At 65.0% G+C, this 22,369-nt stretch carries 17 protein-coding genes; 5 read left to right on the forward strand and 12 right to left on the reverse strand.

The window, feature by feature from the left end; all coding sequences use genetic code 11:
• Positions 1–342: 342 nt before the first annotated feature.
• A complete protein-coding gene (locus tag KW821_RS05160; protein WP_218290655.1) occupies positions 343–1,599 on the reverse strand; it encodes an adenylosuccinate synthetase in 1,257 nt (418 codons plus the stop codon).
• Positions 1,600–1,769: 170 nt separating this feature from the next.
• Here KW821_RS05160 and KW821_RS05165 point away from each other — a divergent pair, with 170 nt between their 5' ends.
• Positions 1,770–2,699, forward strand: a complete 930-nt coding sequence (locus KW821_RS05165; protein WP_218290656.1) for a LysR family transcriptional regulator — start codon at positions 1,770–1,772, stop codon at positions 2,697–2,699.
• 78 nt (positions 2,700–2,777) lie between these two features.
• On the opposite strand, the gene KW821_RS05170 is transcribed toward KW821_RS05165, so the two are convergent.
• A complete protein-coding gene (locus KW821_RS05170) occupies positions 2,778–4,094 on the reverse strand; it encodes a TAXI family TRAP transporter solute-binding subunit (RefSeq protein WP_218290657.1) in 1,317 nt (438 codons plus the stop codon).
• A gap of 157 nt (positions 4,095–4,251) precedes the next feature.
• Positions 4,252–5,394, reverse strand: a complete 1,143-nt coding sequence (locus KW821_RS05175; RefSeq protein WP_218290658.1) for a MalY/PatB family protein — start codon at positions 5,392–5,394, stop codon at positions 4,252–4,254.
• Positions 5,395–5,556: 162 nt separating this feature from the next.
• Here KW821_RS05175 and KW821_RS05180 point away from each other — a divergent pair, with 162 nt between their 5' ends.
• Positions 5,557–6,729 carry an MFS transporter gene (locus tag KW821_RS05180; RefSeq protein WP_042652631.1) on the forward strand — a complete coding sequence of 391 codons (1,173 nt, stop codon included), beginning with the start codon at positions 5,557–5,559 and terminating at the stop codon, positions 6,727–6,729.
• Between the two features lie 129 nt (positions 6,730–6,858).
• Here KW821_RS05180 and KW821_RS05185 read toward each other — a convergent pair whose 3' ends face one another.
• Together KW821_RS05185 and KW821_RS05190 are read right to left on the reverse strand one after the other, a co-directional pair.
• Positions 6,859–7,743, reverse strand: a complete 885-nt coding sequence (locus KW821_RS05185; protein WP_218290659.1) for a LysR family transcriptional regulator — start codon at positions 7,741–7,743, stop codon at positions 6,859–6,861.
• Between the two features lie 88 nt (positions 7,744–7,831).
• The gene (locus tag KW821_RS05190; protein ID WP_218290660.1) at positions 7,832–8,602 is read right to left on the reverse strand and encodes a YciK family oxidoreductase; all 771 of its coding nucleotides are present in this window, start codon (positions 8,600–8,602) and stop codon (positions 7,832–7,834) included.
• Between the two features lie 222 nt (positions 8,603–8,824).
• Between KW821_RS05190 and sohB the strand changes: the two genes are divergently transcribed.
• Positions 8,825–9,832, forward strand: a complete 1,008-nt coding sequence (sohB, locus tag KW821_RS05195; protein WP_218290661.1) for a protease SohB — start codon at positions 8,825–8,827, stop codon at positions 9,830–9,832.
• Positions 9,833–9,895: 63 nt separating this feature from the next.
• Here sohB and astB read toward each other — a convergent pair whose 3' ends face one another.
• On the reverse strand, positions 9,896–11,233 hold the full coding sequence (astB, locus tag KW821_RS05200; RefSeq protein WP_042652627.1) for an N-succinylarginine dihydrolase: 1,338 nt from the start codon (positions 11,231–11,233) through the stop codon (positions 9,896–9,898).
• Between the two features lie 361 nt (positions 11,234–11,594).
• Here astB and topA point away from each other — a divergent pair, with 361 nt between their 5' ends.
• Both topA and KW821_RS05210 read left to right on the forward strand, forming a co-directional pair.
• Complete coding sequence (topA, locus tag KW821_RS05205) at positions 11,595–14,216, forward strand: type I DNA topoisomerase (protein WP_218290662.1); 2,622 nt, start codon at positions 11,595–11,597, stop codon at positions 14,214–14,216.
• Between the two features lie 114 nt (positions 14,217–14,330).
• A complete protein-coding gene (locus KW821_RS05210) occupies positions 14,331–14,504 on the forward strand; it encodes a hypothetical protein (protein ID WP_218290663.1) in 174 nt (57 codons plus the stop codon).
• On the opposite strand, the gene KW821_RS05215 is transcribed toward KW821_RS05210, so the two are convergent.
• From KW821_RS05215 to KW821_RS05240, 6 genes are all read right to left on the reverse strand, one after another.
• Complete coding sequence (locus KW821_RS05215; RefSeq protein ID WP_371317595.1) at positions 14,501–14,851, reverse strand: MGMT family protein; 351 nt, start codon at positions 14,849–14,851, stop codon at positions 14,501–14,503. The genes KW821_RS05210 and KW821_RS05215 overlap by 4 nt on opposite strands.
• A gap of 72 nt (positions 14,852–14,923) precedes the next feature.
• Positions 14,924–16,477 carry a PAS domain-containing methyl-accepting chemotaxis protein gene (locus tag KW821_RS05220; RefSeq protein ID WP_218290665.1) on the reverse strand — a complete coding sequence of 518 codons (1,554 nt, stop codon included), beginning with the start codon at positions 16,475–16,477 and terminating at the stop codon, positions 14,924–14,926.
• A gap of 206 nt (positions 16,478–16,683) precedes the next feature.
• Complete coding sequence (locus KW821_RS05225) at positions 16,684–18,552, reverse strand: beta-N-acetylhexosaminidase (protein ID WP_218290666.1); 1,869 nt, start codon at positions 18,550–18,552, stop codon at positions 16,684–16,686.
• Entirely contained in the window at positions 18,537–19,409 is an 873-nt protein-coding gene (locus KW821_RS05230; RefSeq protein ID WP_218290667.1) for a BadF/BadG/BcrA/BcrD ATPase family protein, read from the reverse strand. The genes KW821_RS05225 and KW821_RS05230 overlap by 16 nt, the downstream gene beginning before the upstream one ends.
• A gap of 114 nt (positions 19,410–19,523) precedes the next feature.
• A complete protein-coding gene (locus KW821_RS05235) occupies positions 19,524–21,269 on the reverse strand; it encodes a glycoside hydrolase family 9 protein (protein WP_218290668.1) in 1,746 nt (581 codons plus the stop codon).
• A gap of 100 nt (positions 21,270–21,369) precedes the next feature.
• Positions 21,370–22,362, reverse strand: a complete 993-nt coding sequence (locus tag KW821_RS05240) for an ABC transporter ATP-binding protein (RefSeq protein ID WP_218290669.1) — start codon at positions 22,360–22,362, stop codon at positions 21,370–21,372.
• Positions 22,363–22,369: the final 7 nt, after the last annotated feature.

Raw genomic sequence — 22,369 nt, forward strand, 5'->3', positions numbered from 1 at the left:
AGCGGGATCACCGGGTTACAAGAGGTTACACAGATGTGTGTTTTAGTAACTATTTACTTATCGTGTGGCCACAACCGGCGGGCAGGTGTGTAGAGGGGGATAAGGCGCAGCCGAACTCCTGCCTGAAACGGGGGTTGAGCGGGAGGGGAGTCGTCGCCGCAGGTGAGGGGAACGGGGTGAGCGACTGTGGCGGCTGGGTGAGGGCAGATGGCGCAGGCGGACAGGGGCGCCATGCAGCAGGGGGTACTGGGCGGCCTGCCCGTTCGCCGGGCGGCAGCCATAAAAAAACCGGCCTCATGGAGACCGGTTTTTATCTGCCTTGTCGACAGCGATGCGAGCGGCTTAGCGCAGGATCATCTGCTCACGGCCCGGGCCGACGGAAACCATGGGCACCGGCACCCCCAGCAGGGCTTCGATGCGCAGCACATAGTGCTGGGCAGCCTTGGGCAGGTCTTCGAACTTGCGGATGTGAGAGATGTCTTCGCTCCAGGCTTCCATGGACTCGTACACCGGCTTCAGACCGGCGGTCTGCGGCCAGATCGGGTTCTCGGTGTTGGCACCTTCGTAGGCCACGCAGATCTTCAGATCCGGCATGCCGGAGAGGCAGTCCAGCTTGGTCAGGGCGATCTCGTTGGCGGCCTGGATCTCCAGACCCTGCTTGGTGGCGACCGCATCGAAGTAGCCGATGTCACGGGGACGGCCGGTAGTGGCGCCGAACTCGTTGGCGAACTTGCGGAACTCTTCCTGGTTCTCCATGGCGGTGATCAGGGTGCCGGTACCCACAGAGGTACTGAACGCCTTGGCCACGGCAATCACGCGCTCGGGGCGCAGGGCCGGCAGGCCGCCACCGATACCGGCGTAGGCGCCGGAGACGTGGGAGGAGGTCACCCAGGGGTACTCACCGTAGATCAGGTCACGGCCGGCGCCCAGCTGGGCTTCGAACAGCAGGGTGCCGTTCTGGGCCTGGATGGCCTTGAGCGGCTCGCTGACGTTGCAGACGGCGTCGATCCAGGGCGCGGACACTTCCAGCAGCCAGTCGGCCATTTCCTGGGCGGTCTGGCTGAACTCGAAGCTCGGGTAGAGCGCCTTGAGCTGCGGCAGTTTCCAGTCGAGGAAGAATTGAATACGCTCGACCAGCACTTCCGGCTGTTTCAGCCAGCCCACCAGGATCGCTTTTTTCATGACCCGATCACCGTAAGCCGGGGCAATGCCCTGACGGGTGGAGCCGTAGGCGCCGTCACCCAGACGCACTTCTTCCAGGGTGTCTTCCAGCGCGTGGATCGGCAGGCAGAAGGTGGCGCGATCGGAGATGGCGAGCTTCGGAGTCACGCCGGCGGCCTTCACTTCGGCCAGCTCTTTGGTCAGGGGCTCGGGGCTGATCACCATGCCAGGGCCGAGGACAACCAGGCAATTCGGGTTGAAGACACCGCTCGGCAGCTGGTGCAGCTTGAAGGTGCCGAGATCGTTGACCACGGTGTGGCCGGCGTTGTTGCCGCCCTGGAAGCGGATGCTGGCGGCGGATTCACCTGCCAGATAATCGACGATGCGGCCCTTGCCTTCATCACCCCAGTTAGCACCTACGACTACGATAGACGACATGACTCTTTCTCCTAAGACGTTAGGCGTTCATCCTAGGAGCCTGGGGTGGATTAGAAAAATTAATTATCTTTATAATTCTGATAAGGAAGTCATATAATTGTGGCCAATTTATCGGCAAAGCCCCCGCCATGACGCGCCATCCCGCGCCAGCCGTGGGTGAGAGTTACCTCATGTTGGATATTCACTGGTTAAACACCTTCGTCACCCTGGCCCGCCTGCAGCACTTCGGCCAGACCGCCACCGAACTGCACATGACCCAGCCCAATGTCAGCCTGCACCTCAAGAACCTGGAGCAGGCCACCCGGGTCAAGCTGATAGAGCGCAGCCCGTTTCGCCTCACCCAGGCCGGTGAGCGGCTGCTGCAAAGCGCCGAGCGCGCCATCGCCGAGCTGCAGCTGTGCCAATCCGATCTCAATGCCCTCAACCAGCTGAGCCAGGGCACCCTGGCCATCGCCGCCAGCGATATCCTCTCGCGGCTGCTGCTGATCCAGCCGTTCCAGCGCTTCAAGCAGGCCTTCCCGGGCATCGATCTCACCCTGTTCAACACCACCTCGGATCAGGCGGCCGAGCTGGTCAAGACGGGACGGGCGGATCTCGGCTTCGTGATGGCGCAGAAGCGCAGCGAACCACTCTCCTACACCGAGCTGCAGCAGGTGACCTGGTGCACCCTGGGGCACGGGCTGGCGCGCTGGCAGGCTCGTCATAAGGCGGGGCAGAGTGATCCCCTGGATGAGCCGACCCTCATCTTGCTGGGCCATGACACCCGCACCCGGGCGCTGATCGACCCCTCCCTGCCGCTGCTGGGGCTGCCGCCCTGCCGCATCATGGAGGTGGGCAGCGTGGACGCCCAGCTCGACTGGGCCGAGGCGGGGTTCGGGGTGGCCATAGTGCCGGACTTCTCCCTCCATCCCCGGCTCAAGCTCAGCGCCCCTGTGACCCGGTTGACCGATTTCCCCGCCACCAGCCTGGGGTATGTGGTGCGCCAGAATCAGGTGTTGTCGCGGGCCATCAAGCAGTTGCTGCACTGGGTGGAGGAGGAGATCCAGGGCCCCGGGATGTCGTCGGGATCCCTGACCTCGGCCGCCAAGTCGCGAGAGTGACGAAGCGGTGCCAGAGGCGCTGACAACGAGAGAGGCCACCCCGGGGTGGCCTCTCTCGTTACTGATCGTCGCCGGCGCTCACTGGCCGGCTGGCTGGGGTTGCGCCGTGGGGGCGGCGCCGCTCGGCTGGGTCGGCACCCGATCGGGCTCCGCCGCCGGTGTGGCCGGGAGCAGGAGCTCCTGCTCGGGCGCGGCTGAGGGAGCCCCTGGCATCGCGGTGCCGCCCTGGGGCACCACCTGTCCCTCGAGTGCCGGGGTCGCGGCGTCGGTCGCCACGGCGCCAGAGCCCGCCGGCAGTACGGCACCGGTGCCTTGCTCTGGTCGGGCGGGGGAACCTTCTGGCGAGGGGGCTGCATCGCTGGCCGGGGTGGCAGCCGTGCCCTCCGCGGCCGAGGGGCTGAGCGACTCGGGGGCGAGGAGCGGCGCCTGGGCCGGGGCATCCTGCATGCCCGGATGGGGCGGGACTATGTTGTCGCTCTGCATGGATTCCGGGGTGAGGGTGGTCAGCGCCGGGTGCAGGCGGGTGAACTGCTTGAGGCGGCTGCTCAGCACATCACGAACGGTGCGCACCTCCTCCTGAGGCAGGCTGTCCAGCGCCACCAGCTCGGCGGTCACGGCAAAGGTGCTGATGCCGCTGGTCTGGCCCGGATAGAGGTTGGCCCCGATGCGGCTGCGCTGGTAGTAGGGGTGGTTCTTGAGCAGGCGATCGATCTGCTCCCCCTCGATGGGGATGAGGCGAGCCTTGCAGCGGCCGGTCAGATCGCCGATCCCCTGATTGGGATGGCCAGCCACCACGAAGGCGGCGTCCAGGCTGCCGTTGCAGAGGCCCTCGAGGGGATTGCTGGCCGAGGCGGCGGGTGCCGCCGCGAAGCTGCTCGCCTGCCAGCCCATGGCATCGAGCAGCGCCTGGCTGGTGACGCGATCCCCCGAATCGGAGTTACCGAGATCGACCCGCTTGCCCTCGATATCGGCCAGGGTGGTGATGTTGCTGGTGGCGCTGGCGAGCAGGGTCAGCGACTCCTGATGGAGCCTAAACAGGCTGCGCAGCTTGTCGTTTGGCGCCTCGCCCGTGAAGGGGCCGCTGCCATGGGCCGCATGGTACAAGACATCCGACTGCACCAGCGCCAGCTGGATGTCGCCCTTGGCCAGGGCGACCAGATTGGCGAGGGAGCCCGAGGTGTTCTGCACCGTGCAGTGCAACCCATGCTGGCTGCTCTCTTCGTTGAGCAGACGGCAGATGGCGCCGCCGGTAGGATAGTAGACGCCGTTGAGTGCCCCCGTGCCTATGGTGATGTAGGCAGGGGCGGCAGAGAGGGGCAGCGCCAGCAGCGCCGCCAGCCAGGGCAGGGCGAAGCGGGACAGGGGCGAGCGGTGGCGCAGGACTCGTGGGTGCATAGTGAACCGGATCAATGGCGGATAAAAAGGGATGGGGCAAGCCCATCCCGGCATGGGTCACATCTTATCTATACCAGATGCAAACCAGAATGGCTTTCGCCATTCGCGTCAATCAGTGGAGGCGGCCGGCCGGCAGCCGCCTCCGGTGCCCGCGTCATCAGCGGCGGATCTGGAGGATGGCCTTCTCCATGCGCGCCAGCGCCTCGACGAGACGCGCCCTGGTGCAGCCGAAGTTGAGCCGCACGAACTGGCCATCGCCGAATTGGGCGCCGGGGGAGAGCCCCACCCCGGCCTGCTCGAAGAAGGCGACGGGATCGTCCAGCCCGAGCGCGCTGACATCGATCCAGGCGAGGTAGGTGGCCTGGTTATTGGCCAGCTTGACGCCGGGCCAGCGGGCGACCGCCTGCTCGATCAACGCCAGATTGGCTGACAGATAGTCGAGCTGCTCGGTGAGCCACTGCTCGCCGCCCTCGTAGGCCGCCTCCGCCGCCACGAAGCCCAGCAGGTTGACGTCGGCGCTGATGCCGCGCATCGCCTGTTGCAACTTGAGTCGCAGACGCGCGTTGGGCACCACGGCGAAGGAGCAGCACAGGCCGGCGATGTTGAAGGTCTTGCTCGGGGCCATCATCACGGCGCAGCGCTCGGCCGCGGCCGGGCTCAGGGCGCCATAGGGAATGTGGCGGGCATCTTTATCCAGCAGCAGATCGCAGTGGATCTCGTCCGAGCAGACAACCAGATTGTGGCGCTCGGCGATGGCGTCAATGGCCTCCAGCTCCTCGCGGGTGAACACTGTGCCACCCGGGTTGTGCGGGTTGCACAGCAGCAGCAGGTCGGCGGAGGGGGCCTGGCGCTCGAGCTCGATCAGATCCAGCACCCAGCGCCCGGCCTCCTCGATCATGGGGACTGTGAGCAGGGGGCGATCGTTGAAGCCCGGCGCCAGCAGGAAGGGGTAATAGACCGGCTTGGGGGTGATGATGCCACGGCCATGCTGGCTCCAGGCCTTGCAGGCCAGGTTCAGGCCAGGCACCACGCCGGGCAGGAAGACCAGCCACTCCGGCTGGATGGCCCAGTCATAGCGCTGCTGCATGCGGATCACTATGAGTTCGATCAGGCGGGGCGAGGGGCGGGAGTAGCCGAAGATGCCGTGGGCAACCCTCTGGGTGAGCGCCTCGATCACCGCAGGGGGGGAGCGAAAATCGGTGTCGGCCACCCACATGGGCAGCACGTCCTGAGTCTTGTACTTGTCCCATTTCAGGCTCATGGTATGGCGGCGATCTATCTCCCGATCAAAATCAAACATGTGAAATCCTTGTGCTGGCCAGAGGGTTTACCAATGTACGGACTTGGACGTGGCCTCGCAAGCCTTGAGGTGGCTCTTGATAGTGACATAAAATGAGCGCCGTCATTCTATACAGCTGCCGGTTCCTGGCTCCTTTTTCTCTCCCTTATCGATGGTATCTCTATGAGTTTATTGACCGCAGCCCGCAAGAGGCCGGATCCCGTTTCCCTCTCTTTCCTGGCCGTGACCTTCATGACCGGGGTGGCGGTGGCGCTGCAGGTGCCGACCCTGAGCCTGTTCCTGGCCGAGGAGGTGCAGGTGCGCCCCTTCCTGGTGGGCCTGTTCTACACCGTCAATGCGGTGATAGGCATCCTCATCAGCCAGTGGCTCGGCCACCGCTCCGACAGCAAGGGGGATCGCAAACAGCTGATCCTGCGCTGCTGCTTCGCCGGCATAGTGCTCTCCCTGCTGTTTGCCTGGAACCGGCAGTACTGGTTGCTGGTGAGCCTGGGGGTGGTGCTGGCGAGCCTGACCGCCACAGCCAGCCCCCAGCTGTTCGCCCTGGCGCGGGAATATGCCGACAGCCGCAACAAGCGCGCCGACATGTTCAGCTCGGTGCTGCGGGCCCAGTTCTCCCTGGCCTGGGTGATAGGGCCGCCGGCCGCCTTCGCGCTCGCCATCGGCTACGGCTTCGAGGTGATGTACCTGGCCTCGGCCTTCGCCTACCTCATCTGCGCCTTCGTGGTCTGGCGCTGGCTGCCCTCCCTGCCGCTGCCCAAGTCCAATGGCGAGACGGAGCGGGTCAGCAGCTGGCGGGACCCTTCGGTGCGGGCGCTGTTCATCGCCTCCACCCTGATGTGGACCTGCAACAGCATGTACCTCATCAACATGCCGCTCTACATCACCCGTGAGCTGGGGCTGGAGGAGAAGCTCGCCGGGATCCTGATGGGCACGGCGGCGGCGCTCGAGATCCCCTTCATGCTGCTGGCGGGCTACTACACCCGTCGCTTCGGCAAGCGACCCATGATGCTGCTGGCGGTGCTGGCCGGCTTCGGCTTCTACGTGGGGCTGGTGACCCTGTCGAGCCAGACGGCGCTGATTGGCTTGCAACTGCTCAACGCCATCTTCATCGGCATAGTGGCCGGGATCGGCATGTCCTACTTCCAGGATCTGATGCCGGGCCGGGCCGGGGTGGCGACCACCCTGTTTGCCAACAGCATCCGCACCGGCTCCATCATGGCGGGCGCGATCGCGGGGACTGTGGCCGAGATCTGGAGTTTCCACGGGGTCTTCATGGTGGCCACCGGATTGGCGCTGGCGGCGCTGGCGGCCTGCTGGCGGGTACCCAATGTGTGAGGCTGGAAGGGCTGGCACCGAGATCCGATAGGCAGGGGTAAGCAGGGGGCAAACAGGGAGTAATCTGGCTGATGGCTCGGCTGCCTCTGTGCCCCGCCTAAAGGTGTGCGCAGGGGCTGACAGCCGGGCTTACTTGACGCTCTCGGCCTGGTATTCGTTGCGCAGGCAGCGCAGCAGCAACTCGGCCGCCGGCCCCAGCGCATCGGTCGAGGGGGTGAGCAGGTAGGTGTAGAGGTAGCGCTCGCTGCCCCCTTCCAGGTTGAGCTGCACCAGGCTGCCACTGGCGAGCTCCTCCTGCACCAGGTGGCGTGGCAACCAGGCGTAGCCGAGGCCGAGCCGCAGCATGGCGAGCACCTCGTGATAGTGGGTTGCCTTCCAGCCGGTGTCGTCCGCATCGTTCCAGTCCACCGAGCGATGGATGGGCGGGTGCAGGCTTATCTGGTTATGGGCGCCGAGATGCTCGGCCTTGACGGGATCGGTCAGGCTGGCGAGGGGATGCTCGGCCGCGCACAGCGGCAGCAGGCAGACCTCATCCAGCGGCAGGCCGGTGCGATCGTGTGGCAGGTGCTCGGAGAGCATCAGATCCCCCACCTGCAGCGCATTGAAGTGGCAGTGGATCCGCTCGTGCAGGTTGATGCGGCAGCCCCGGCTGCGGGGATAGAAGTGGGCCAGCGCCCGATAGAGCCGCTCCCTTGGCTGCAGCACCGAGACATACAGGTTGATCTGCGGCTCCCACTGCCGCTCCAGGTTGTTGGCCAGGTTCTCCAGCTCCTCCACCTGCTGGCTGAGCTGGCGGGCCCGCTTGAGGAAGATCTCCCCCGCCGGCGTCAGCACCGCCTTGCGTCCCCGCACCTCCAGCAGGGCCAGCCCCAGACTCTGTTGCAGCTTGGCCACCGCATGATTGAGGGACGACTGGCTCTTGTTCAGCGCCTCGGCCGCCTGGGCGTAACCACCACAGTCGACCACGGCCTGAAAGATCCTCCATTGCTCAAACGTGCTCTTGGGACGAAACATAGCTCAACCTGTCAGGGGCGGATGGGATTCAACAGGGCGCCACTGGCACCCCCTCTTCAATTTAACCCTATCTGGTTATTTTGTTGACTTATTTGGGCTGGGCCGCTTTCGGTTGGGCAACAAAGGTCTGGCCGGTCTGGCCGTGGCTGTCGGCCCCCATCAGATAGAGGTAGAGCGGCATCAGATCGGCGGGGGTCTTCAGCAGCTGCGGATCTTCCGCCGGGAAGGCGCTGGCCCGCATCTTGGTGCGGGTGCCGCCCGGGTTGAGGGTGTTGACCCGCACCGCGGTGTTTTCCAGCTCGTCGGCCAGCACCTCCATCATCCCCTCAATGGCGAACTTGGAGATGGCATAGGTGCCCCAGTAGGCGCGCCCCTTGCGACCGACGCTGGAGGAGGTGTAGACGATGGAGGCATCGCCGTGCGCCTTGGCGGTCTGGCGAATGAGCGGCAGCAGCGCCTGGGTCAGCAGGAACTCGGACTTGACGTTGACCTGCATCACCTCGTCCCACTCCTGCTCCTGGATGTGTTCGAACGGTGACAGGGTGCCGAGCAGGCCGGCGTTGAACAGCACGCCGTCGAGGCGGCCGAACTGCTGGGCGAAGGTCTCGGCCATGCCGCGATAGTGGCTGGCAGTGGCGCCTTTCAGATCCACCGGCACTATGGCGGGCAGGGGGTAGCCGGCGGCCTCGATCTGGTCGTAGACCGCCTCGAGCTTGCTGCTGGTGCGACCGAGCAGTATCACGGTGGCGCCGTGGGCGGCGTAGTTGAGCGCCGCCTCGCGACCTATGCCGTCACCGGCGCCCGTCACCAGAATGACCTTGTCCTTGAGCAGATCCCGGGGGGCCTGATAGTCGAGCATGTTGACTCCTGTATAACCAGTTCGTGGCAGATGGGCGCGGCAATGAGGGGCAAGTGTACTGATCCGGGACTGCCCTTGACCAGTATGAGACGGCAAAAATGTGAAGAAAACAGCGGGGTAGGGCTGGCCGCCGGCGTTATGCGGGGGTCAGTGGCAGAGTTTTTGCACCATCTCACCAAACTCCTTACTATGTGAAAAAACCGACTCATCTTGGAGCATCAAGTGGCATTTTTGACCGAATACGGCCTGTTTTTGGCCAAGACCCTCACCTTACTGCTGGCCATAGGCGCCATCATACTGATGCTGGTCAGCAGCCGTCAGCCCAAGGCGCGCAAGGGGGAGCTGGTGGTGACCGATCTCTCCAACGAGCTGGAGCAGGGGCAGCATAAGCTGCAGCTGGCCCTGGCCGGCAAGGCGCAGCGCAAGCAACTGGAGAAGCAGCACAAGGAGCTGCACAAGCAGCGTGCCAAGGCGACCGATGAGCGCAGCCACCTGTTCGTCATCGACTTCCACGGCAGCATGGATGCCAAGGAAGTTGCCTCCCTGCGGGAAGAGGTGAGCGCGGTGATCGGGGTGGCCCAGCCCGGCGATGAGGTGCTGCTGCGCCTCGAATCCGGCGGCGGCGTGGTGCACGGCTACGGCCTCGCGGCCTCCCAGCTGCAGCGCCTTCGCGACAGAGACATCAAGCTCACCGTGGCCATCGACAAGGTGGCGGCCAGCGGCGGCTACATGATGGCCTGCGTAGGGGATCAGATCCTGGCAGCCCCCTTCGCCATCGTCGGCTCCATCGGGGTGATAGCCCAGTTGCCAAACTTCAACAAGCTGTTGAAAAAACACGACATCGAATTTGAGATGCACACCGCAGGCCAGTACAAGCGCACCATCACCATGTTCGGTGAGAACGACGATCTGGGGCGGGAGAAGTTCCGTGAGGAGCTGGGTGCCATCCACGATCGCTTCAAGGCGTTCGTGGCCGAGCACAGACCGAACCTCGACATCGACAAGGTCACCACGGGCGAGCACTGGCTGGCGAGCCAGGCCAAGGGCCTGGGGCTGGTGGACACCCTCTGCACCAGCGATGACTACCTGCTGGCACAGTCCAGCCAGCACAAGGTGGTGGGCATCAGCTACCGCAAGCCGAGGAGCCTGACCCAGAGGCTGGGCCAGCAGGGCGCCCAGGCGCTGGAGGCGGGTCTGGGCCGGTTGTGGCAGCAGAGCCCCTGGCGCTGACGCCTTGCTTGCACCACAGGCATGAAAAAGCCGGGCATTTGCCCGGCTTTTTCTATCCAGCGCTCAGCGCTGGAAGGGATAGACGGAGCCAAGTTTCAGGATCTGGGTCAGCTCGTCCAGCGCGGTGCGGGTCTCCAGCACCAGGGATGGGTCGCGCAGGTCATCGAGCGCCAGGCTGTCGCGGTAGTGGCGATCCACCCACTGATCCAGGCGGGCAAACTGGCCGTCGTTGATGAGGCAGGCCGGGTTGACCGCGGCCAGCTCCGCATCGTTCATGGCGACCCGCAGCCGCAGACAGGCGGGGCCACCGCCGTTGCGCATGCTCTGCTTCACGTCCATGAAGTGCACGCCCGTGATCGGCGTGCCGAGCGTGAGCAGCTTGTTCAGATAGGCGGACACCGCCGGGTTGCCCTGGCACTCGGTGGGGGCGATGATCGCCATCTTGCCGGACGGCAGGGTCAGGATCTGGGTGTTGAACAGGTAGGACTTCACCGCATCCTGCACCGACACCTCGGCGGTCGGCACCTCGATGAAGTGCAGCTCGCCGTCACCGAACTTGGCGCGTACCTCGGCCAGGGCCCCGGCGGTATTGAGAAACGCCTGCTGGTGGAAGAACAGCACATTCTGGTTGCCCACCGCGATCACGTCGTTGTGGAACACCCCCTGATCGATCACCTCCGGGTTCTGCTGGATGAAGACGGCGCTCTCTTCCCCCAGGCCGTGCAGGCGGGCGATGGCCTGGCTGGCCTCCAGAGTCTGGCGGGCCGGGTAGCGCTTGGGGGCGGGCTGGGAGACGTCGAAGGCGCTGCGGCCATAGACGAACAGCTCGATCCCGGCCTCGCCGTAGGCGCGGCACAGCCGGGTGTGGTTGGCGGCGCCCTCGTCACCGAAGTGATCGTTTTCCGGCAGATGCTGGTGGTGGCTGAAGTGGCGATCGTTGTTGAACACGGCGCGCAGTATGCGGCCGGTCACCTCCGGCTCGAGGGAGCGGTGGAACTTGTTGGTCAGGTTGGCGGGGGTGAAGTGAATGCGGCCATCCTGGGTGTCGGCGCTCGGCGAGACGGTGGCGGCGTTGGCGGTCCACATGCTGGAGGCCGAGTAGCAGGCGGCCAGCACGGCGGGAGCCTGTTTCGCGGCCTGGGCCAGCACGCTGGCATCCGAACCGCTGAAGCCGAGGCGGCGCAGGGTGGCGAGATCGGGTCGCTCCTGGGGCGCCAGCACCCCCTGGGTCATGCCGAGCTCGGTCAGCGCCTTCATCTTGCGTAGCCCCTGCTTGGCCGCCTCCTTCGGGTTGGAAGCCTCCTTGGCGTTGCTCTGGGAAGCCACGTTGCCATAGGACAAGCCGGCGTAGTTGTGGGTGGGGCCGACCAGACCGTCGAAGTTGACCTCGAAGTGCTTCATGACTACATCCTTTCGATTTTTATATGGGGAGCGGTTCCTTCCGCGCACAAAGCTGCGGCGTATGGCCATTATAAAGAGATTTTGTCTTTTGTAACAAGCTGATAACCAAGGTGGTTTTTTATGTTTCAGGAGCGGTTGGATATGTCGTTTCAAATATAAAAAGGGGGGAGATATAGCATAAAAACAAAAAAGCGGTTGCTTCCCGCGCGCAGGCTTCGCATTAATAAATAAAGAGACAAGGCGGTGTGGGCTGGTCAAGCAAATTTGTCTCCAAGATTGCTTTTTCGCGTCAAATCTCTTATACAGCCCCACAAAACCGCACACCAACCCCGACGGGTGCAATGAGGATAATAGTTACAGCATGGGCAAATCACTGGTCATAGTGGAGTCTCCGGCCAAGGCCAAGACCATCAACAAATATTTGGGCAAGGACTACGTGGTGAAATCCAGCGTCGGTCATGTGCGCGATCTGCCGACCAGCGGCAGCGCCAGCAATGAGCCCAAAAAACCTGTCATTCGCGGCATCAAGCTGAGCGAATCAGAGAAGGCTGCCAAGGATCGCAATGCCCTGTTCTCCAGGATGGGGATCAATCCGACCGCAGGCTGGCAGGCCAACTACCAGATTTTGCCCGGCAAGGAAAAAGTGGTTAACGAGTTGCAGAGTCTGGCCGCCAAGGCCGACACCATCTATCTCGCAACCGACTTGGACAGAGAGGGAGAGGCGATCGCCTGGCATCTGCGCGAGATCATCGGCGGTGACGACAGTCGCTACAAGCGGGTGGTGTTCAACGAGATCACCAAGACCGCGATCCAGGAGGCGTTTGCCCAGCCGTCCGAGCTGAACATCCATCGCGTCAACGCCCAGCAGGCCCGTCGCTTCCTCGATCGGGTGGTGGGCTACATGGTCTCCCCGCTGCTGTGGAAGAAGCTGGCTCGCGGTCTCTCCGCCGGTCGGGTGCAGTCCGTCGCGGTGCGGCTCATCGTCGACAAAGAGCGCGAGATCAAGGCGTTCGTGCCGGTCGAGTTCTGGGATCTCAACGCCGATCTGCTGACCGCCGAGCAGTCCGCCCTGCGCATGGAAGTGGTCAGCCGCAACGGCGTCGACTTCAAGCCGGTCACCCAGGCCGAGACCTTCGCCGCCGTCGCCGCCCTGGAAGGGGTCGACTACAAGGTGGTGAACCGGGAAGACAAGCCGACCGGCTCCAAGCCGTCCGCCCCCTTCATCACCTCCACCCTGCAGCAGGCGGCATCGACCCGTCTGAGCTTCGGGGTGAAGAAGACCATGATGATGGCCCAGCGCCTGTATGAGGCGGGTTACATCACCTATATGCGTACCGACTCCACCAACCTCAGCAAAGAGGCGGTCGAGGCGCTGCGCGAGTACATCGGCGAGCAGTATGGCCAGGCCTATCTGCCCGCCGAGCCGAATCTCTACGGCTCCAAGGCCGGTGCCCAGGAGGCGCACGAGGCGATCCGTCCCTCCAGCGTGCTGGTCACCGCCGAGATGCTGGAAGGGATGGAGCCGGATGCGATGCGGCTCTATGACCTCATCTGGCGTCAGTTCGTCGCCTGTCAGATGACCCCGGCCCAGTACGACTCCTCCACCCTGACCGTCAAGGCCGGTGAGTTCGAGCTCAAGGCCCGTGGCCGTATCCTGCGCTTCGCCGGTTGGACCAAGGCCCTGCCCCCCATGGGTCGCAAGGGCGAAGACAACCAGCTGCCGGCGGTGACCGTGGGCGAGATCCTGAAGCTGGTCAAGCTGGATCCCCGTCAGCACTTCACCAAGCCGCCCGCCCGCTTCACCGAAGCGGCGCTGGTGCGCGAGCTGGAGAAGCGCGGCATCGGCCGGCCGTCCACCTACGCCTCCATCATCTCCACCATCGTCGATCGTGGTTATGTACGGGTCGAGAGCCGCCGCTTCTTCGCCGAGAAGATGGGTGAGATCGTCACCGATCGCCTGGTGGAGAACTTCGTCGAGCTGATGAACTACGAGTTCACCGCCAAGATGGAAGACAAGCTCGATGGCATCGCCGAAGGCAGCCTGGAGTGGAAGAAGGTGCTCGACGCCTTCTACGCCGAGTTTACCCAGGAGCTGGCGCAGGCCGACAAGCCGGCGGAAGAGGGCGGCATGCGCGCCAACCAGATGGTGCTGACCGACATCGACTGCCCGGATTGCGGCCGCAAGATGGGCATTCGCACCGCCACCACCGGCGTCTTCCTCGGCTGCTCCGGCTATGCCCTGCCGCCGAAGGAGCGTTGCAAGAAGACCATCAACCTGGTCAGTGCCGACGAGTTCGTCTCCGCCACCGACGGTGACGAGGCCGAGACCGAGGCGCTGCGTGCCAAGCACCGTTGCACCGTCTGTGGCACCGCCATGGATGCCTACATCATCGATGACAGCCGCAAGCTGCACGTCTGTGGTCGCAACCCGGACTGCGACGGCTACGAGATCGAGCAGGGCCAGTTCAAGCTCAAGGGCTATGAAGGGCCTAGCATCGATTGCGACCGTTGTGGATCCGAGATGCAGCTCAAGAACGGCCGCTTCGGCAAGTACATGGGTTGCACCAACGAGACCTGCAAGAACACCCGCAAGATCCTGAAAAATGGCGACATCGCGCCGCCGAAGGAAGATCCGGTGCCGCTGCCCGAGCTCAAGTGTACCCAGTCCGATGCCCACTTCGTGCTGCGTGACGGGGCGGCCGGTCTGTTCCTCGCCGCCAGCAACTTCCCGAAATCCCGTGAGACTCGTGCGCCTCTGGTTGAAGAGCTCAAGCGTTTCCGGGACCGGCTCTCGCCCAAGCATCAGTACCTGGCCGATGCACCGGCGTCAGATCCTGACGGTAACGCATCCGTGGTGCGCTTCAGTCGCAAGACCAAGGAGCAGTACGTGATGACCGAGGTCAACGGCAAGGCGACGGGCTGGACGGCGCACTACGACAACGGAAAATGGCAGGAGAGCCTGGCCAAGGCGAAGAAATCCTGATCGGTCGTTGTTCACACAATGATGAAAGAGGCCCCGTACAGGGGCCTTTTTATTGGGAGATGACGGTATACTGAAGAGGCTGCATGGATGGCAGTGCAAGACACGGAGGTTGTGATGGAGATTAACGAGATCCGGCCGGGCATGACCTGTCTGACCAGAGAAGGAACGGCCTACGTGCTGGAAGTGGACAAGCAGAGTCTGCTGGTACTGCTGCAGCGGGAAGATGAAACCATCCCGGTGCAGGTGCGCAGCGACGAGATCCTGGGTCCGCTTCTCGCCAATGACTAGAACGGGATCAGAAACAGCAGCTCGGCCAGGTCGGGCTGCCACTGCCACTCCCGCATCCTGACCCTTCCGCCGATCACCGGCACTCCCTCCTCCTGCAATAACCCCGTCTGTTTATCGAACCCCGCCGAGCCCTTTGGCAGGGAGATGGTGCCGCCGGCCCCGAGCACGCGATGCCAGGGCAGCGTCTTGTCGGTCTCTCGCAGCACTTTGCCCACCAGACGTGCACGGCCGGGCAGGCCCGCCAGATCGGCGACCTGGCCATAGCTCACCACCCGGCCCGCCGGGATCAGGGCCAAAATGGCCTCGATGCGCGCCACCTTGCTCAGGCCGGTCTTGGGGGGATCCATCATCATGGGTCGGTCATTCCTTAAAGAACAGAAGCGCCATTGTGGCGCTTCTGTCGTCTTCCGGGCAAGGCATCAGCCGAAGGTCTGGCTCAGCCCCCTGAGCTCGCTGGTGCGTCTGAGCAACTCCTGGCTGGAGTCGTCCACCGCCTGCATCTTCTGGCTGTTGGCGCGGGAGTACTGGGAGATCTGGTGAATGTTGCGGCTGATCTCCTCCACCACCGCCTGCTGCTGCTCGGCGGCGGCGGCGATCTGGGTGGAGAACTCGGTGACCTGCTCTATCTCCTCCAGCACCAGGTGCAGGTTGCCGGAGCCCTGGCGGGTCATCTGGGCGCACTCGCGGGTCTGGGCCAGGTTCTCCTGCATCATCCCCTGCCAGCGCCCCAGGGTCTGCTGGATCTGATGGATGCTGCCCTGGATCTGCTCGGTCGCCTTGTGGGTGCGGGTCGACAGGGTGCGCACCTCGTCCGCCACCACCGCGAAGCCACGACCCTGCTCCCCGGCCCGGGCCGCCTCGATGGCGGCGTTGAGCGCCAGCAGGTTGGTCTGCGCCGCTATGCCCTGGATCTCGCCCATCAGGCTGCCGATCCGCTCCGACTCGCTGGCCAGCTCCACCGCGGAGTGGAAGGCCTGCTCCGCCTGTCTGGCCAGCTGCTCCATCTGCTGCTCGGTCCTATCCAGCTGCTGCACCGTGTGCTGGCAGCTGCTGCGCGCCTCCGTCACCTGGCCGTTGGTGTCCTGGATGTTGCGCGCTATCTCGTGGGCTGTGCTGGCCATTTGGGTCATGGCGGCGGCCATCTGCTGGGTCTGGGCATCCTGTTCGTTGATGTCGAGGAAGGCCTGATGGGAGGAGTCCTTCAGATCGGTCGCCAGGCTCTGCAGGGGATGGGTGGCGTCGTTGACCCGGCCCAGCACGGTGCGAATGCGGGCCTGCAGCATCTTGAGATGAAAGTCGGCGATGGCGCCAGGCGCATCCCCTGAGTAGACCAGCCGGGTCAGGCTGTCATATTCCTGGCCGAGCCGCTTGAGGTAGCGGGGCAGGGAGATGAGCTCGCGCCAGCAGGCGCCGGTGACCAGCAGCAGGGGCAGCAGCATCAGCAGCACCGTCATGGCGCCGTGGGCCAGCAGCGCCCAGCCGAACAGCCCCAGCATCAGCAGGCCGAGCAGCACCGGCTTGGCGCGGCGCAGGGAGGGCAGTCGGCTTTTGCCGCCCCGTTCGACCCCGAGCAGGGCCTGATAAGCCTGGCTCGCCACCTGTTTGAGCCTGGGCTCGGGCTTGCAGCGCACCGACTGATAGCCGCTGATCTTGCCCTGCTCGTAGATGGGGGTCACATAGGCATCGACCCAGTAGTAGCGGCCATCCTTGCAGCGGTTCTTCACTATGCCGCGCCAGGGGTTGCCCTCCTTGAGGCGATCCCAGAGATCGGCGAAGGCGGCCTTGGGCATGTCGGGGTGGCGCACCAGGTTGTGATGCTGGCCGACCAGTTCATCGGCATGGTAGCCGGCGATCTGGCAGAAGGCGGGGTTGGCGTAGGTGATGACGCCCCGCAGGTCGGTGGTCGAGACCAGCTGTACGTCGGCAGGGAACTCCACTTCGCGGTCCAGGGTCTGGACATCTCTGCGGGTCATAGGGATAAGCTCCGATGTTCTTATAGGTTGTTATTGTGGTGGCAGCGGATGGAGGGCCGGGGCCGCACTTGGCGCGGTTTGAGCAGCTTCATCGGGGCCTTATTTTGCCAATAAAGGCGGATTAAAAGTAGGGGCTAGGTTGGATTTTTGTTGTTTGGTGGTAAAAAAATGGCGACCAAAAGGTCGCCAAAAAGAGAAAGATAACGCTACCTCTGTGGTGCCCGGTAACACACCTGCAACTGATCGAGGATCTGCAACTGGCCCGGCAGGCGGGCGGCGAAGTGCTCCCAATCCTTGCGAGCGGGGTCGCTCCAGGCCACCTCGGCCGTGGCCAGCATGCGTGGGAACAACATATAGTCGAGACGGTCACGAGAGGTCACCAGTTCCGACCACAAGGGGCTGAGCACCCCCAGGATGTTATCGTTGGCATGGAAATCGGCGGGCGCCGGATCGCAGGCGTAGACCTGCTCCAGGCTGAGGGGCCCGGCCCAGTAGAGGCCTGGCTCTTGCGGATCCTGGTTATAGGCCTGATCCAGATAGAGCTGCTGGGCCGGCGCCATCACCACGGGATAGCCCTGGCTGGCGGCATCCAGCCCGGCCTGGAAGTGGGTCCAGGCGAAGATGGTGGCATCCCGGCTCACCTTGTCGCCGTGCAGTATCTCCTCCCAGCCCAGCATCTGCTTGCCCTTGGCGGCCAGGTAGCGCTGGCAGTGGCGCAGCAGGTGGCCCTGTAGCTCGCGGCAATCCTGATAGCCTTCCTGCTGCATCAGCTGCCGGCAGGCGGGGCTGTCGGTCCAGACGCCGACGGGCACCTCGTCGCCGCCCATGTGCACCTGCTCACCGGGGAACAGCTGGCACACCTCGTCGATCACCTGCTCCAGGAACTGGTAGGTGCCGGGCAGAGCCGGGTTGAGCACGTTGTCATCGAAATATTGCACCGACAGGTAGCGGGAGTGATCCGCCTCTTCCAGCAGCAGCGCCGGCAGCGCCTTGATGGCCGCATGGCAGTGGCCAGGGATGTCGATCTCCGGGATGACGGTGATGCCGAGCCCGGCGGCATAGGCCACCAGTTCGCGCACCTCGCTCTGGGTGTAGTAGCCGCCGTAAGGATCGGCGCCGCCGCTGAGCTGGGGCCCGACCGCCAGACCATGACCGCGCCAGGCGGCCACCTCGGTCAGCTGCGGGAAGGCCTTGATCTCCAGGCGCCAGCCCTCGTCATCGGTCAGGTGCCAGTGGAAGCGGTTGAACTTGTAGAGGCTCATCTGCTTGAGCAGGCGCTTGATGGTGGCGATGGGCTGGAAGTGGCGGGCGCAGTCCAGGAAGATGCCGCGAAAGCCGAACCGCGGCGAATCCGTCAGCTCGATGCAGGGCAGGCTCTCCCCATGTTGCAGGGCCCACTGGGCCAGGCTGACCAGACCGTGGCGCCAGCCCGCCTCGCCGGCCGCCTGGATGCGGATCTCCTCCGGCGTGATGGATAGCCGGTAAGCCTCGGGGGGGAGGGGGGTCTCGACCAGCTGGATGCTGGCGTCGTGATCCTGCGCCAGCGCGAGGCCGGTCAGCTCGTTGAAGTGGGCAAGCAGGCTGGCCAGCGAGCCCGGGCCGCTGACATGGGCCCGCTCCGCCATCCGGAAGTTGCCCTCGGGCAGCAGCAGATGGGCCGGTTGGGGTACTATGCCGTTGGCCGGCTCCACCTCGGGCAGCTCGGGGGCCTGGCTGGCCAGGGGCGGCAGGCCGAGCTCCTGGCCGGCCAGGGACACCGGCAGCAGGCGAGGGCCCGTGCTGCCGGCCTCGGTCAGGCTCAGGAAGAAGCCTTGCGGCAGGTCGGAGACGCGCTTGATGGGGGTGTTGCGACAGCAGAAACGCAGCTCGCTGGCGCCAGCCTGGGGGCTCAGCACCTTGTAGCTGCCGCTCTGGCGGAGGAGCTCCCCTCCTTCCAGCGAGCTCGGGTCAATGTGGCGGGCCAGGCAGAAGTGCAGCTTCCAGGGGGTGGCCGGCAGCTGGCTCAGGCTGAAATGGAACCAGACATCATCACCGTCACGTCGGTCGACTTGGGTATGGATCAGGGGTGCAGACATGGGTATTCCTCTGATTGGGCAAATAATATCGCTCCCTCCAGCGCATCGGCCTTAGGGTGGGCAAGGTTGAGGTGGGCCAGGCGAGGGGCGAGGCGCATGCCGACCCCGCCCAGCAGGGCAATCTGGTCGGCTCCCTGCCGCCGCATCCCCGCCAGCAGGGTCTGCAGCTGGGCGCAGGTCTCGTCCAGCAGCTGGCAGGCGAGGGCATCCCCGTCCCCGGCGGCGTCAAACACCCAGGGGGCGAAGCGGCCGTAGTCGGCGGGAATGGCCCGGCTGGCCCAGCGCACCACCTCGGCCTGATCCCCCTTGAAGTGATCGAGCAGCCGCCCGGCGAGCAGGCTGGGGGGCAGGATGCCGTCGTGGCAGAGCAGCGCCTGCTGGAGGGCACGCAGCCCGAGCCAGGCGCCGCTGCCGAGATCCGAGATGGGGAAGCCGCGCCCGGAGCAACTGCGCAGCCGGCCATCCTGGTAGATGAGGCCGGCGGAGCCGGTGCCGGCGATGAGGATGGCGCCCTCATGGCCGCCGAAGGCACCGAGACAGGCACCGAAGGCATCCGAGGTGAGCCGGACGCTGGCGAAGGGGAAGGACATGGCCAGCAGGGCCTGGTAGCAGTCGGCCAGCTCGGCGGAGGCGAGCGCCAGCCCGACCCCCATCCGCTGCTGCGCCTCGCCGCCCAGGCCCGCCTCGGTGCTGGCCTGGGCGATGGCGGCCAGCACGTTGGCGTGCGCCCGGTCGATGCCGAGCTCCAGGTTGGATCCCGCCGCCCGGCCCTCACCCAGCAGCCTGCCAGCCCGATCCCGAAGGCGGGCGCGAGTGTGGGTGCCGCCCCCGTCCACCCCGACCCAGTACTCAATCATGCTTGGCTCCCAGGGTGCTCTGCCAGCAGATGGCCAGCGCAAACCAGGCGGACTGCATGGAGGATCCACTGCTCTCCCCAGTGCCAGTTATGATCGAGCCGATCCTTGTACGTCTCAATCATGGGAGCCTCCGGGGGCGCTCTGCCAGCAGATGGCCAGCGCAAACCAGGCTGCGTGGGGGATCCACTGCTCCCCCCAGCGCCAGTTCTGATCCAGCCGATCCTTATACTGCTCCGGGATGAAGGCGATATCCGCCTCATCCTCGAAACCGGCGGTGATGCCGTTGCAGATCCCGCCGAGGGCATTGGGGTAGCCGGCGGTGTAGCTCGGGTTGTTGATGCCGTGCCCCGCCAGCATGCAGGCGTTGAAGGGGTTCTGCCCCAGGATCCAGTCGAGCTGGCGCTGGCCGAACGAGAGCAGGGGCTGGTGCTGCAGCGGCGAAGGCAAGGACCGGGCGGCGGCGAAGGCCATGGCGGCGAGGGACGCCAGCCGTGCGTTCTCCCCCTGCCACCAGTAACCCGACTCGTTGTGGTGGGGCATGAAGAAACTCACCCTGGGCGCCTCATCCACCCCTTTCACGTATTGGCGGGCGAGGGCGAAGGGGTTGCCGGCCTGGGCGGCGAGGGCCAGCTCGGCGGCGAGCGCCTGCTGCACCACGGCACGCACCCTGGCCTGGTGCGCCGGATCCGGCTCGATCGCCAGGTACTCCAGCAGCGCCAGCACCGGCAACCCGGCCTCGGCGGCGTGGTAGTAGGGGCGTGAGCCGTCGTCGTTGGCACCCCAGTAGTGGCCGAGATCCGGGTGCGGGCGCTGGCGGGCGCAGAGCCGGCCGGCCCTGTCTCTCGCCTCGGCTAGCCACTCCGCTCCCAGCGTCTTGGTCAGCTCGACGGCGGCGAGCAGGGCGCAGTAGTCGTCGATGATGTTCTCGCGGCCGTCGTCCAGATAGGCGAGGTTGTGCTCGCGCAGGTGCAGGTAGCCGCTGCTGGCCGCGTTGGCATAGCGGCTGGCATCGAAGTCGCCGGCCATGGATTCACGGGCGGCGCGGGCCAGCGCGGCTATGGCCAGGCCGCCCCCTTGCCTAAAACCCGCCTGCCAGTCGCTGGACTTGCGCCCCTGCTGGGTGGCGTAGGCGCACAGCTCGCGCTGCTCGGGATCCTTGCTCCACTGATCGAACAGGGTCATGTAGAAGAAGCCGCTCTCATCCTGCATCCGGCAGAGGAAGTCGGCGCCGTGCAGCGCCTCGTCGTTGAGCCGCTTGCACAGGTTGAGGCCGTCGATGTCGCCGCGCGGTGCCAGCAGTTCCCGGCACTTGAGCAGGGACCAGACCACCATGGGGGTCTGCTGGGGATTGAGGTAGTTGGCGTAGGAGAGGTGGCTCAGGTACTTGCTCAAGTCGCCGCTGGCATCAAACCAGCCGCCGTGCACATCCCGTCGCTGCTCACGGCCAAACAGCCGGGCGGCGCGATCGGCCCGATCGAAGGCGCCGCTGGCGCGCTGGCCCTTGAAGTAGTGGACCACATCGGAGAGACAGGTACGGCAGAGCAGCTCGGGACCGATGGCGAAGCGGGGGGAGCGGGTCAGGCGCGGGCTGGCGGTGGCGTCGCCCCGCTCGGTTGTGACGGCCTCCAGCCGGTACTGGCCCGCGCGGGTGACGGCGCTGAAGTCGGCGCGCCAGAAGGCGCGGCCCTGCCAGCCCGGCACCCGGCCGGCGGCCTGCAGCTGGGCCTCGAACAGGATCTGGCCGTCATCCTCGCGCAGCAGCCGCACCCGACCGCTGAGGTCGGCGTCGGCGGCGGTCTGCAACAGGGCAATCTTGTGGCCGTCACAATCGTAACCCACCTGATTGATCAAGAGTTCCATCAAGCTCTTACTCCCTCGGTCTGCCGGCATGGGCGAGACGGTTGGCGGGCCTAACGCTAAGGCCCGCATGGATGTGCGTGGGCGGAGGATGCCGCCCGGCTCACTCGTGCAGGTAGCAGCGCACGAAGTGGTTGTCGGCGAGCCTGGTCACGGGGGGCAGGCTCTCCTTGCAGCGCGGCATGGCCTGGTTGCAGCGTCCGGCGAAGGGGCAGCCGTAGGATTGGGGTGTCCAGAGCGGGATCTCCCCCTTGCGGCCTCCCTCCAGCTCGGCGTGGATGCTTTTCTCCGGATCCGGCACCGCCGAGATGAGCAGCTGGGTGTAGGGGTGCTGCGGGTGGTGCAGGATCTCGTCCACCTCGCCCCACTCCACCATGTGGCCCACATACATCACCGCCAGATCCTCCGCCACATAGCGGGCGGTGGCGATGTCGTGGGTGATGTAGAGCATGGAGACGCCGAGCTCGTTTTTCATCTGCTCCATCAGGTTGAGGATGCCGATGCGGATCGAAACGTCGAGCATGGAGGTGGGCTCGTCCGCCAGCACCACTTCCGCCTCCACCGCCAGGTTGCGGGCGATATTGACCCGCTGGCGCTGGCCGCCAGAGAGCTGGTGCGGATACTTGGCGGCGGTGGCCTTGGCCGGGGTCAGCCCCACCTTCTCCAGCAGGGCATGGACCATGTCCGGCAGGTCTTTCTTGTCGATCACCTTGCTGTGCAGCAGCAGGGGGCGGGCGATGTGGTGGTAGATGGTGTGGGTCGGGTTGAGCGAACCGAAGGGATCCTGCCACACCATCTGCACGCTCTGGCGATAGTCGAGCAGGGCGGTGCCCTTGTTGAACTCCTCCAGATCCCGGCCGCGATAGAGGATGCGGCCGCTGGAGAGCTTGTACATCTTGGCGATGATCTTGGCGATGGTGCTCTTGCCGGAGCCCGACTCCCCCACCACAGCCAGGGCGCGGCCCCGGTGCAGGTTGAAGGTGATGTCGGAGAGCGCCCGCATCTTGCCGCTCTTGATGGCGTTGGAGTTGACGGAGAAGTCCTTGTAGAGATGCTGGACCTCGATGATGGGCGCGTCGGTTTGGGCGATTTGCATGACAGAC

Source organism: Aeromonas sp. sif2416, assembly GCF_019218665.1.
Lineage (GTDB): Bacteria > Pseudomonadota > Gammaproteobacteria > Enterobacterales > Aeromonadaceae > Aeromonas > Aeromonas encheleia.